The following is a 13,797-nucleotide window of genomic DNA, read 5'->3' as shown; positions in this document are numbered from 1 at the left end:
GGTTAGATGAAATATACGTTTAAGACGCTGGCAATGCTGGCTTTAAGTTTTAGTTTTACAATGGCGTTAGCACAGGATGCGCCTAAGGAGGAAGACTTTTATAGGGCTTCTAAAGTAAGAGTTCCTGAAGGTCCAATCCTTGAAGTAGGTGGATTGGTTACTTTACCAAACGGGGATCTTGGTGTTTCAACACGCAGGGGAGATGTTTATATCGTTGAAAATCCAACAAGCAGCAGACCTCATTTTCGCAAATTTGCAAGTGGCTTGCACGAAATATTAGGTCTTGCTTATAAAAATGGTGCTTTGTATTGTGCCCAAAGAGGTGAACTAACCAAACTGATCGATACAGATGGTGACGGTAAAGCTGATGTTTATGAAACTGTTTATGCCTGGCCTTTAAGTGGTCACTACCATGAGTATAGTTTCGGACCAAAAATAGCTAAAGACGGTAGTTTCTTTGTAACTGGAAACGTTGCTTTTGGTGACGAAATGTGGTATCGTGGTGAAAGCCGTGTACCAATGCGCGGATGGACAATGAACATATCTGAAGACGGTGTAATGAAACCATGGGCTACTGGTCAGCGTTCTCCTGCCGGTCCAAATGTAATTGACGGACAGCTGTATTATACTGACAATCAAGGTGACTGGTTTGGTTCAGGTGCCATCTGGCAAGTAAACAAAGGAGACTTTTTGGGTCACCCTGCAGGCTTAAGATGGACTGGACGTTCAGATTCTCCTGTTAAGTTAACCGAAGAACAGTTTAGGGCTAAAATTGACGAAAGAAGAGATGTAAATGCGCAGGGAAGAGCAATTAAACCTGAAAACAGGGTTAACGAAGACTTCAAAATGCTGTTTGAATTAAAAAAGGATTTCCCTGAACTTAGATTACCTTCCGTATGGCTGCCATACGGTATTCTTGGTATCTCTACGTCAGAGCCTGTTAAAATTCCTGAGGGTGCTTTTGGTCCGTTTTCGGGTCAGATTCTGGTTGGTGATCAGGGTATGAGTATCATTTCAAGGGTATTCTTTGAAACTGTTAACGGTGTGGAACAAGGTGCATCTTTTATGTTCAGAAGTGGTTTCCACTCCGGAGTATTGAGAATGGCCTGGGGCAATGACGGATCCTTGTTTGTAGGTGAAACTAACCGTGGATGGGGTTCAGCAGGTGATGCAAACGAAGGTTTGGAACGTTTAACTTATAATAAGGACAGAACTCCGTTTGAAATGAGAGCTGTAAGGGCAATGCCTGATGGGTTTGAGATTGAATTTACTTTACCGGTAGATACAAAGACAGCAGAAGACCTTGCTTCATATAATGTAGAGAGCTATTTGTACAAATATCATCCTGTTTACGGATCGCCTCCTGTCAACAAAGAAAGCCTGAAAGTAAAAGGTGTAAAGGTATCTGCTGATGGCATGAGAGCAAGGATTATAGTAGACAACCTTCGTCAGTATTACATCCATACCATCACAGTAGAAGGTGTACGCGAGAAAGGCAATGCGTATTCATTGCTTCACCCGGTAGCTTACTATACTTTAAACAGCATTCCGACGGGGGATAAGTTGTCTTTGTCTGAAGTAAGTACTAGAAATTCAGGAAGTTCGCCTAAGGCTGCCAATACTACTAAAACTACTGACGCTATTAAAGCCAAAGTAAACAACCCTGCAAAAAATGCACCGGAGCAAAAAGCTGCACCTAAAGTAGCCATTGTGCCAACTTTTGCCCAGGTAAAAGGCATGTTGACCAGCTATACTTGTACAGCTTGTCATAACACCGACAAGAAGCAAATTGGCCCGGCATTTCGCGATGTTGCAAAACGCAAATATACTAACGAGAAAATCGTAGAACTTATCCACAACCCACAGCCTCAGAACTGGCCTGGCTACGCGACTGAAATGCCGCCTATGCCTCAGGTTACTAAAGAAGATGGTTTGAAGATCGCAGCCTGGATCAACTCGTTAAAATAAACAGTTATTCCTTATTTATATGCACGGAAATTTATTTGGTATAATCGTCATTAATTGATGGTTATGCCAAATAAATTTTTAATTTTAATCCCTCATTAAACAAACCAAATTTAAATGATGAACAAACTCGATTACCGCGATTACATTGTATTCTTCATATACTTTATAATCGTATCTGCCTACGGTTTCTGGATCTACTATAAAAAGAAAACCAAAACAGCTGATTCAAAAGATTATTTTCTAGCAGAAGGCTCGCTTACCTGGTGGGCTATTGGTGCTTCTCTCATTGCCTCAAACATCTCTGCTGAACAGATGATAGGTATGAGTGGTTCTGGTTTTAAACTTGGACTTGCCATATCCGCTTACGAGTGGATGGCTGCTGCAACACTCATTATTGTAGCAGTATTCTTTATGCCGGTTTATCTTAAGAATAAGATTTTTACCATGCCTCAGTTCTTAAGCCAGCGATACAATGAAAAAGTAGCCATGATTATGGCCGTGTTTTGGCTAATGCTGTATATTGTTGTTAACCTGATGTCTATCCTTTATCTGGGCGCATTGGCCATCAGCGGTATTTCTGATCTTCCTATTACGTTCTGTATACTTGGTCTGGCTGTATTTGCCATTATCATCACCCTGGGCGGAATGAAAGTGATTGGTTACACTGACGTGATCCAGGTATTCTTCTTAGTGCTTGGCGGTCTTGTAGCATCCTATATTGCATTAAACATTATTTCAGATCAACAAGGTATTGTAAAGGGTTTCTCTATCTTAACAGACGGAGCATCTGAGCATTTCCACCTGATATTTAAAAAGGACGATCCTAACTACATGGACCTTCCAGGGCTAAGTGTCCTGATAGGAGGTATGTGGATTGCCAACTTAAGCTATTGGGGCTGTAACCAGTATATTACCCAGAGAGCACTTGGTGCATCTTTGCCAGTCGCCAGATCAGGGCTTTTATTTGCTGCATTCTTAAAAATGCTGATGCCTGTTATCGTAGTTATTCCTGGTATTGCAGTGTATTATATCATTAAACATGATATCCCGGCTATCAGCGGCGATCAATTACTTACCTCATCAGGGGTGGAAGATCCAAACAAGGCTTATCCTGCATTATTGGGCTTATTACCTGTCGGACTTAAAGGACTTTCATTTGCTGCTCTTACAGCGGCTATAGTTGCTTCGTTGGCGGGTAAGGCAAACAGTATCGCTACCATCTTTACTTTAGATATTTACAAAAAAGCATTCAATACTACGGCAGGGGAGCAGACGCTTGTTAACGTTGGTAAGATAACTGTTGTTGTATCGATGTTAATGGCTGTACTTTTATCTTTGGTAATAGGGGATGCCTTAATGGGCGAAGGTAAACAAGGCTTCCAGTACATACAGGAATATACAGGTTTTGTATCTCCAGGGATCTTTGCCATGTTTATATTGGGTTTCTTCTGGAAGAAAACTACCTCAAATGCAGCATTGTTTGCTACAATAGGCGGGTTTGTAACTTCAGTTGTTTTAAAATTCCTTCCTGGATGGGTTGATCTTTCTCCGTTATATGAATATGGATGGGCAGTTGCGAATTCTTCAGGTGTCTTCGAAATTCCGTTTATGGACAGGATGCTGATCGTATTTGCAGTCTGCCTGATCGGAATGTACTTCATCAGTATTTACGATAACAAAAAAGGCATCGTTCCTAAAGGACTGGAAATAGACACTAAAATGTTTAGGGTCTCTACATCCTTTGCAGTTGGGTCACTAATTATTATTACGATGCTGGTAGCACTTTATACCGCATTCTGGTAATGAGTAATTTTGATTAGCTCCTCTACGGCTGACGTTCGCCAGGCGCTTTGAAGGAAGCGCAGCCGACCGAATGCCGATCGGAGTAATCAAAATTCAGGAGTAAAAAAGGCCCGTCATGATATTTAGTATGACGGGCCTTTTTTATTTGTTGAAATTTATCATTCTGGATTTGAAATACTCGAAACTACTGTCTAGTTTAGAGTGGGATCTTAAACAAAAGATAAAATGAAATTATGGAGTAAGTTTATACTCTTTCTGTGCCTGTATATTTGTAATTCAGCCCATGGCCAACTCTGCGGAACACCCGGACTGGACGGGCCGGCAAACATTTCAGTCTCCATAAATACTTATTTTCCGGTATCAGGTGCTTATAACCTGACAACCGGCGGGCGCAGCGTGCCACTAGCCGCCGTGCCACCGGATGATCCTTACGGCAACAATTTCGGTTTAAAGCCGATTAGTAAAGGAGATTTGCTCCTGATCATACAGATGCAGGATGCTACCATCAGTTATACTAATGACAATTTATATGGGTCAGCAAATTCGGGTTCCGGGCCTGACGGTCTTGGAGGTACTGGTTTTATCTCACTGGGCAATACTGGGAAATTTGAATATGCAATTGCAACGAGTGATGTAGCGCTTAGTGGAGGAGCGCTGACTTTCAAAGGTTTTGCACCTGATGGCGGCATAGTAAATTCCTATGTAAATGCGGAGGCAACGGCAACGCGCGGGGCGAGAACATTTCAGGTAGTCCGTGTTCCCCAATATTCAAATCTTGTACTTTCAAAAGACATTAAAACCCCGCCTTTTAATGGAAAGGCAGGCGGAATCATAGCGTTCGATGTGTCAGGGACAATGGATTTTAACGGATTTGTGGTAGACGCATCGGCAAGGGGTTTTAGAGGTGGCTATGGACCTGTTGGTGCTTCCGGAAGCAATATCAACAGTGTATACGTGATCCCTTCTAGCGATCCTCATTCTGTTGGAAAGGGCGAGGGGATTGCCGGCACACCCCGTTTCATGTGGGATGGCTTCAATCGGGTAGATAATGGTACGGAGGGCTTACCTGGCGGTTCATATGGAAAAGGTGCACCAGGAAATGCAGGTGGAGGAGGAAATGATCATAATTCCGGGGGCGGGGGCGGCGGAAACGGAGGTCCAGGGGGTGTCGGCGGTAATGGTGTAGCTTTAAGAATACCTAATGATACCTTTCCCAATGGAGGACGTCCAGGTTGGGTCAGTTACAACGGGATTTCACCTGATATTGGCAGGCTGGTTATGGGTGGTGGTGGTGGTGGTGGAGATGCCAATGATGCCCTGGATGGTGTTAAGGGAGGTGTTGGCGGCGGAATTATCTTAATCAACGCAGGAAGTATCAAAGGCATGGGGGTGATCAGATCGAATGGGAGTAGCGGGGCGATCGGCATTTCAGGGGTGAATCCTGATGGTGCAGGTGGTGGTGGGGCCGGAGGAACGATTTACATCAAGGTTAACACCCCTGACCTTACTGCAAAATTGATATTGGAGGCCAGGGGTGGTAACGGGGGAAATACAGCAAGGGACCAGAATAACAATCATGGCCCAGGTGGTGGTGGTGGTGGCGGACAGATTTTTTATATGATGCCTGTTTCTACCGTGACAACAAACATCACCGCAGGAGCCTCAGGCAGTACTGCTGATGGATCAAATCATGAAGCTGCACGCGGTACTGACGGTTACCAAAAGTTCTTTGCTATTGCTGATCTGCCAGCCTATTTACAGGGCAGTGGCTCTGGTTGTTACCCAGAGCTCAGTACAGTAATGTCACAGCTCAATGGCAATGCTATTTTGTATCCTGGCAGCCTGGTGAAATATAGAATCGTAGTCAGGAATGCTGCCGGAGGCGGCAATGCAGGTGGTGTGGAAGTACAGGTGCAACTACCGGCCGGCTTCCTGTTTGATTCAGCTACCGCAAGTCTTGAGGGGGACGCCGGAGGCCCGACGGTACTCACTAACCTTACCAGTAATGCAGTTGACATTGGTACACCAAACCGCCCTTTATTGGGTGACTTCAATATTTCCCCGGGAGATGCTGTGACCATTACGCTGATTGCCAGAGCCGACTGCGGTATATCCGCAGGTAATTATAACAGTAGCGCACAGGCACTGTACCTCGACCCATCAAGAACGCTAAACGGGATTTATCGCAGGGTTACACCAAAGATAAATGCCTTTGCAGATGCTAAAACAAATTATGAAACGGGTTCAGAAGGAACGGTGTTGGGCTCGAATTATGACGGATCAACTTCCAGTGCGGAGAACATAATTATCACCACTTTTATCCTTTCGCGGAACTCCATACAAATCCCTGCCAATGATGTCTACTGCGTGGATGGTGATCCAGAGAAGTTAGCCGGCTCAGTACCTGAAGAAGATACACCTGAAAGTTTCTCTTATCAGTGGCAGGTTTCAGAGGATGGTTTGGATTTCGTAGATGTCGCCATAGCAACAGATGCTGATTTCGATCCCGAGACAATTACCACTACGGTATATTACCGCCGAAAAATCTTTCATCTGGGCTGTCCGCTGACTTCCATTAGTAACGTCGTAAAACTTAGTGTTTATGTACAGGTAGTTTTTGATTCGATTCCCGGCATTTGCGAAGAGATGCAACCTTTTCAGCTAACGCAAGCAAGAGAAAAATGGGGCATTGAATCCGGAATAGGTAGCTATTCCGGTCCTGGTGTAGATGTAGGGGGGATGTTCAACCCTTCGCTTGCAGGTGCCGGTCAGCACCCGATAACCTATACATTTCTTGCAGACAATGGTTGTTCCGACAGCAAAACAATGAATGTTACCGTATTTCCCACACCCCATGCAAATGCAGGAGCTGATCTGGTCATTTTGGAAGGAGGTGAGGCTCCGATAAATGCAATAGCTACGGGAACAGGTTTGTCTTATAAATGGACGCCGTCAGTGGGACTAAACCGGGATGATGTGTTAAACCCGGTGGTGGCGCCAAAGGAGGATACACAGTACACCCTTACGGTTACATCAAATGAGGGTTGCCTTACAACCACGCAGGTCTTCGTCAAGGTGCTTAATAAGCTGAATATTCCAAATGCGTTTAGTCCGAACGGAGACGGCATCAATGACGAATGGAATATCAAATATCTGGATACTTATCCGAATGCGACCTTTACCATTTTTAATAGATATGGAGTAAAAATATATTCCGGAGGATCACAGACCAAAGGATGGGATGGCAGGTATAAGGGAGCAGATGCTCCTGCAGGCACTTATTATTTTTTACTAGACCCTGGGAATGGCAGAAGAGTCTCTTCAGGGGCGGTGACTTTGATCAAATAAAAGGCCATGTCAAATGACATGGCCTTTTTTATCTCTTAAATTTTAATAACTCCGATCGGCATTTGGTCGGCTGCGCGCAGCGCCTGGCGAACAGCAGCCGTAGAGGAGTTATCAAAATTTAACTTTAGTATTTAAATACTTTACCACCCACCATTACGTCCTGTGTCTTCTCATCAAACGTAGCTTTCTGACCAGTTCTGGCCGAGGCATTTGTCATGATATTCGCAATTGAATGATAGTAACCAGCTTCTACAGGAGCATTGGTTTCCTGTCTGCTGCGTACACATTCCATCCAGTTGCGCATATGTGCAGAGGTTAACTTGTCACCGCCTGTATTTGCGGAAGCAGATACCTTTTCTATCATATCGGTTAGTTTTAGCTCGGGCAATAAATTGGCTTGCATGTTCATTGCTTTGGCAGCACCTGCAGTCAATCCACCTTTTGGCGAAACCATATTGGTGTTTAAATTTAATTCACCACCGTTGGCATAGTAAATTTCTGTTGGGTTCTCATCACCGTTGTGCATTCTGGAAGTAAAGACTACCTGGAAACCGTCATTCGGATCATTTGGTTTACCATAATCAAATACTGCAGTAGTGGTATCCCAGTTTCTGCGGCCATCTTTCCATTGATAAATGCCCCCATTAGCGACCACACTTCTTGGGTGTTTCAATCCGGTAAACCAATGTACCGTATCGATCTGGTGCGACATCCATTGCCCTGGCATCCCTGAAGAGAATGGCCAGAATAAGCGGTATTCCAAATATTTTCGTGGATCCCATTCTTCAAATGGACGGTTCAGTAAAAAACGTTTCCAGTCAGTATCTTCTTTCTTTAATCTGGCCACCAGTTCAGGTCTGCGCCATCTGCCCGGCTGATTTACGTTCCAGCTAAGCTCAACCATCGTAACATTGCCAAATTTGCCCTCTTTTATGAACTTATCAGCAGCTTTATAGTTCCCGCCACTTCTGCGTTGCGAGCCGATCTGCAAGATCTGTTTAGAGTTTTTGACTGCTTTTAGCGTTGCCCTTGCATCTTCCATCGTTTCTGCAAATGGTTTCTCACAATACACATCGCATTTAGCATTGACTGCTTCAATGGCATGTGAGGCATGCGCAAAATCAGGAGAGCTGATAATTACAGCATCTATGTCTTTAGTGGCATATAACTCATCATTGTTGCGGCAGGCTTTAATATCATGACCAAACCTATTTTTCAATAAGTCTGCACCCAAGCCTCTGCGGTAGTTCCACAGATCGGATACTGCTACAATATCAAAATTAAGCTCTTTGTTATGATGCAAAAAACTCGGCAGCAGACTATCCTTAAAACGATCAGAAAATCCTACTACACCTACTCTAACCCGGTCATTTGCACCAATTATGTTACCGTAACTTTTTGCAGTCCACCCCATTGTGCCGATATAGGTTCCTGCGGCAGCAATAGCAGACTGTTTAATAAATTTTCTTCTTGAATCTAACATGATTATTAGGGTTTATTTAAGTTGTTTCAATTTAATGCTTCTAAAAGAGACGCTATCTCCATGATCCTGCAAAAGAATATGCCCTTTAGGTGCCATACCAAAATCTTTCCAGTCCTTGTATTTACTGCCTGCTACCAGTGTTTTGAATTCTTCAGATCCTCTGGTAAATTCTACTGTTTTAAAGCCGTTCAGCCAGTATTCAATTCTATTGTCAGGATATACCCTGATCAGGCCTCTGTTCCATTCTCCGATTTTCCTCTTTGCATTGGCAATCTTCTTGCTGGTGATCAGATCATAAAGAGAACCTAGTGTACGATTACCATTTTTACCCATTTTCGCATCAGGATGTTTTTCATCATCCAAAATCTGGTATTCGGGGCCTATGGCAGAGCCTTTATTACCTTCGCTCAGCGTTACAAAATACTTTACCCCACTGTTGGCACCTTCTGTCAGTTTAAAATCAAACTTCATTTCAAATGCACTGTATTCTTTGATGGTTACAATGTCTCCGCCATTCGTAGATTCGCCGCCGTTAGATTTTTCCACACTGAGTTCTCCATCTTTTATCGACCATCCTTTTTCCGGAAAACCAGGTTTATATGCACCTTTCCAGCCATTGCTGGTCTTTCCGTCCCATAGCAGTGAATATCCTTCTGATTTTTCCTGAGCAGAGAGGTCATTCGGTACCATATTTACCACAAAGATGTCATCTGTCTTTGATGGCTTAAGGCCTTGTGTCTGAATGCGTACGTTTCTCCAGCGGATTTGCTTGCCCGGCTGATCATCCTTACCTATAGAATGAACTTGCAATGCGATAAAGCCGGAAGGAGTGAGTGCATCGACTACGTTAGCTGTTGGAATGCCATTTACCCATGTCCTGATAGAATTACCTATACATTCAATATGGTACTTGTTCCATTCTCCTTTTTTAAAGGCTGCCTGGCCTTTGGGATTAATGTCCAGGGGATATAACCATCCTCTGCGGGCTTCATCATACAGACCGCCGCTCCATTTTCTATCTGAAGGATCTACCTCAACCTGGTATCCGTGAACCCTACCGTTCATTACATCTGGTTTGCTCAGGCTCCTGATCTGAATACCCGAATTCATAGAGTTGTCTACCAATAATTCCACTTCAAGAATAAAATCACCATAATCCTTCTCTGTAGTCAAAAAGGAATTAGGTGTATTAGAAACAGTCGTGCCGACTATCTCCCCGTTAACTACTTCATATTTCGCCTGTCCATTTAACTGTTTCCATCCCGTTAAGTCTTTTCCATTAAAAAGTTGCTGCCACTTTCCAGTTTGAGCATAGGAAACTACTGGGGTGGTTCCCAGTATCAACCCAGCTAAAACTAATAGTCCTGTTTTCTTCATTTGTATATTAATTGTGATTAGTGTATGTTATTTTTTACTAAAATCTTTTGCCTGCTGATCTAAAACTGCCGCAGTTGGAAGCTCATCTGAGTCAACTACAATCCTGTATTTAAAAATCACGGATTGTCCTGGTTTCAATACCATGTTCAACTTTTCTTTGCCGTTACTGAAGACTTCCTGTCCCAGGGGATTGGCGGCAAACAGACCATAATCCCTTGCATGCCAATAGGTAGGATAGCCAGGGTTCTTTGGATGGTCTATCATAGTAACGGAAAGGGGTTTGCCCGCCTTATTTGCATAAAGGAGGCACCACACTGCTCTTGTACCCCATACTCCGGCACCTTTTGCACCGGTACTTGTCAGGTAATTACCATTGGCACCATTGCCAGAAGCCGACACTTTAGTCACATTTCCCTGGGCATCTGTAAATTCTTCCACTTTATCAGTTTTAAATTCGAGCTCCTTGGTCAGCCTTAGTCCCAGCATTCCATCTTTCACGTCTTTGAAAACCACTGTGTCCTGCACTGCAGTCAGCGTAGTAGTCCTGTCGATGCTACGCGAATTGCCCGTACCTGTAAATACAAAAGTGGTTTTTTCTTTCAGCAATACTTTTGCAGCCTGGTTTTCCCAATTGGCAGAGTAACTCAAGGTTCCTTTATTTTTACCTTCCTGAACTTGTTCTACTTTAACATTCCTGATCCAACCATATTTTGCCTTTTTATCAGCTGGTATATTGTACGAATTATTCCAGAAATCAAGACCGTTCACACTTTCATAATTAAACCATAAGCCAACATGATGCGGATGATCTACCCGTTCACCCTCACGGGTATTTAAAGGAAAGCCCCGGGTCAGCAATTGCCCATTTGCTGCCAGTATGGGATACAATACTGGTTTTTCCAGGTTGTCGGGATAGATAAAACTGGTAAAATGTTTCCCACCGACGTTGACCTCCACCTTCTTCTGGTCTTCATGTTTGACAAAGGAAACTTTTTCAGTTTGAGCATTTACTTGCAGGCTAATTAGGCAACAGGCGCTGAATAGGATTTTATTTTTCATATTTGGAAGTCCATATTTGGTTAAAGACAATGTCTGTGTTAGATCAAAAGCCAGGTTAAATATAACGCTCTTAAAAGTAATTCATTCAGAAAAACAGCTATTTACATTGAAAATTTACGAAAACGATTGCGCTTTTTCGGAAGAAACGGCTAATAAGCCTTATACTTGTGTCACACAAAAAATGCAGTTTAAATGAATCGTAAGCACTTTTTATCTTTTCTGATTACTGCTGGTACTGCTGCTTTCAACAGCGAGGCCTTCGCTGGGTCTAAAAACGAAGCCGGACGTCATAGCAGCCGCATTCCACCATATTTGATGGAGGGGGACACGATAGGTATTACCAGTCCCGCAAGCTTCATCTCCATGGCAGAAATTCAACCTGCAGTCGCACAATTACAGCACTGGGGATTCAAGGTTGAAATCGGTAAAACAATTGGAAGCAGGGATTTTACACGGGGCGGAACCGATGGGGAAAGGGCCGCAGATCTTCAACAGATGTTGGATCGTCAGGAGATTAAAGCGATCCTATGTGCCCGTGGGGGCTATGGCTTAGTAAGAATTATAGATCAACTTAATTTCAGGCATTTCAAAAAGCATCCTAAATGGCTGATCGGTTTCAGTGACATTACCTTATTGCATACACACATCAACAGCAAATATAAAATAGCCTCTATCCATTCAAAAATGTGTAATAGTTTTCCGAATGTATGGGAAGAGGCCTTGCCGATACAAATAGAAACCATACTGTCTATCCGTCAAGTGCTCACAGGTCAGGCGGTAAGGTACACTGCAGCCTACAATGAACACAACCGTGAAGGTAGGGCAGAAGGCATACTGGTAGGGGGCAACCTTAGCCTGATTGAAACGGCGACCGGGAGTTCTTCTGAGTTGCATACAGCTAATAAAATCTTATTTATTGAAGATACCAATGAACCGCTTTATAGCCTCGACAGGATGCTGTGGAACCTGAAGCGAAGCGGTAAACTGGACAAGTTGAAAGGACTGATCATTGGGGGTTTCAAATTGAAACCGGAAGAACCAGGAGAAGAATTTGGCATAAGCCTCCACGAAATAGTTCTGGAAAAGGTAAAGGAATACGATTATCCCGTCTGTTTTGATTTTCCTGTTGGCCATCAGATCAATAATTTTGCACTTAAATGCGGAGCAGCGCATATCCTCAACATAGATCAAAATGGCAGCACACTCACCTCCATCTAGTCCCGTATCGATCAGGCTTTCTGAACTTACACATCAGGTCCAGCAGGCGATAGAGGGGGTATTCGGACAGCAGACCTTCTGGATCATAGCAGATGTGACCAATTACACCTATAAACCGCAAAGCAATTACCATTACTTCGAACTAGTAGAGAAAGATAAATCTTCCGCCCGGATTCTGGCAAAGATTGCGGGAAGGGCATGGGGCAATGCATCGGTAAATATCACCAATTTTGAGCATGCCACCGGACAGAAGTTCCGGAACGACATCAATGTCCTGATCCAGGTTTCCGTGCAGTACAATCCTTCATTTGGCCTGCAGCTAAATCTGCTGGACATTGACACCAATTTTACACTAGGCCTATTTGAGCAGCAGCGAAAAGATACACTAGTACGTTTGGTAAAAGACAATCCGGATTTCATACAACTACAGGGCAATGAGTATATCACCCGCAACAGCATGTTGCAATTCAATAAAGTCATCCAGCGCATAGCAATTATCTCCTCTGATACTTCAGCAGGTTACCTGGATTTTATCCATACCCTTGAAAATAATGCCTTTGGTTATCAATTTAATCTGGATAAATACTTTACGCTGGTACAGGGCGAAATAAATGCAAAGCAAATCCTGGCCAGGATCATTGATGTGTACCAGTCGGCAATTGCTTATGATGCGCTGGTGATCATCAGGGGTGGGGGTGCCCAGACAGATTTCCTGATCTTTGATAATTATGAACTGAGCAGGGCCATTGCGAAGTTTCCCATCCCGGTTATAACTGGTATAGGTCATCAAAAAAACGAGACCATCGCTGACCTTATGGCACACACTTCCACCAAGACACCTACTAAGGCAGCGGAAATGATCATTGCGCACAACCGCCAGTTTGAAGAAGTCATTTTAAATATACAGAATGCACTGCTGATCAAAACTTATCAAATGATCAGCCACCACAAAGACCGGTTGGTTCATATCAACCAGATCACCATACACACTACCCGCAACTTATTGCACGAATACCACCGCAGTATCATCAATCTGTCTGCGCTTATTTTAAGCAATCCGAAGATCATCATTTCCAACAGGCGCAAGGACCTCAGCAATCTTCATGGCAACCTGCAGTCGTACAGCCGGATGTATTTCTCAAACAAAAGTGGCTACATAGGTCATTTTCAATCGGTAGTAAAGCTGATGAGTCCGCAAAACATATTAAATAAAGGCTTTGCGATCATAAAAGTAAACAATAAGATTGTCAGCAATCCAGATGATATTGAGATAGGAACGGACCTGAGCATAAGACTGGCATCCACATTAATTGAAACAACAGTAAAATCTAAATCACCAAACGATGGAAACGAATTTGACATATGAAGCTGCCTACAAGGAGCTCGCAGAAATAGCAAGGGAAATTGAAAACGAATCTGTCTCGGTAGATATACTTGCAGAAAAGGTTAAGCGTGCCTCAGAACTGATAGACTTCTGTCAGACAAAACTAAGGGCCACAGAAACTGAAGTAAATAAGATCATCAAACAAATGGAAGGGTAG

At 43.4% G+C, this 13,797-nt stretch carries 9 protein-coding genes; 6 read left to right on the top strand and 3 right to left on the bottom strand.

Annotated elements, in window-relative coordinates; genetic code table 11:
• The first annotated feature begins 6 nt into the window (after positions 1-6).
• From EZ437_RS15670 to EZ437_RS15660, 3 genes are all read left to right on the top strand, one after another.
• Positions 7-1,968 carry a c-type cytochrome gene (locus EZ437_RS15670; protein WP_131597007.1) on the top strand — a complete coding sequence of 654 codons (1,962 nt, stop codon included), beginning with the start codon at positions 7-9 and terminating at the stop codon, positions 1,966-1,968.
• A 117-nt stretch (positions 1,969-2,085) separates the two neighbouring features.
• Positions 2,086-3,771 (top strand): sodium/sugar symporter, encoded by a 1,686-nt coding sequence (locus EZ437_RS15665; protein WP_131597096.1) that lies wholly within the window; start codon positions 2,086-2,088, stop codon positions 3,769-3,771.
• 225 nt (positions 3,772-3,996) lie between these two features.
• Positions 3,997-7,119 (top strand): T9SS type B sorting domain-containing protein, encoded by a 3,123-nt coding sequence (locus EZ437_RS15660; RefSeq protein ID WP_131597006.1) that lies wholly within the window; start codon positions 3,997-3,999, stop codon positions 7,117-7,119.
• A gap of 124 nt (positions 7,120-7,243) precedes the next feature.
• Here the strand turns inward: EZ437_RS15660 and EZ437_RS15655 are convergent, their stop codons facing one another.
• From EZ437_RS15655 to EZ437_RS15645, 3 genes are read right to left on the bottom strand one after another with little or no spacing between them, the layout of a single operon-like run.
• Positions 7,244-8,602, bottom strand: a complete 1,359-nt coding sequence (locus tag EZ437_RS15655; RefSeq protein WP_131597005.1) for a Gfo/Idh/MocA family protein — start codon at positions 8,600-8,602, stop codon at positions 7,244-7,246.
• Positions 8,603-8,614: 12 nt separating this feature from the next.
• Positions 8,615-9,979: a 3-keto-disaccharide hydrolase gene (locus tag EZ437_RS15650; protein ID WP_131597004.1), complete on the bottom strand. Its 1,365-nt coding sequence runs from the start codon at positions 9,977-9,979 to the stop codon at positions 8,615-8,617.
• A gap of 27 nt (positions 9,980-10,006) precedes the next feature.
• Positions 10,007-11,038, bottom strand: a complete 1,032-nt coding sequence (locus EZ437_RS15645) for a DUF6807 domain-containing protein (RefSeq protein WP_131597003.1) — start codon at positions 11,036-11,038, stop codon at positions 10,007-10,009.
• A 192-nt stretch (positions 11,039-11,230) separates the two neighbouring features.
• Between EZ437_RS15645 and EZ437_RS15640 the strand changes: the two genes are divergently transcribed.
• The 3 genes from EZ437_RS15640 to xseB are packed head-to-tail and all read left to right on the top strand — an operon-like array spanning position 11,231 to position 13,797.
• Entirely contained in the window at positions 11,231-12,256 is a 1,026-nt protein-coding gene (locus EZ437_RS15640) for a S66 peptidase family protein (RefSeq protein WP_131597002.1), read from the top strand.
• On the top strand, positions 12,231-13,622 hold the full coding sequence (gene xseA, locus EZ437_RS15635) for an exodeoxyribonuclease VII large subunit (RefSeq protein WP_131597001.1): 1,392 nt from the start codon (positions 12,231-12,233) through the stop codon (positions 13,620-13,622). Before EZ437_RS15640 ends, xseA begins: the two co-directional genes overlap by 26 nt.
• A complete protein-coding gene (xseB, locus tag EZ437_RS15630) occupies positions 13,600-13,797 on the top strand; it encodes an exodeoxyribonuclease VII small subunit (RefSeq protein WP_131597000.1) in 198 nt (65 codons plus the stop codon). The genes xseA and xseB overlap by 23 nt, the downstream gene beginning before the upstream one ends.

It is taken from the genome of Pedobacter psychroterrae (genome assembly GCF_004331695.1).
GTDB classification, from domain to species: domain Bacteria; phylum Bacteroidota; class Bacteroidia; order Sphingobacteriales; family Sphingobacteriaceae; genus Pedobacter; species Pedobacter psychroterrae.
The sequence above is the reverse complement of the archived record's forward strand: the minus strand, read 5'-3'. Positions and strand labels throughout refer to the sequence as shown.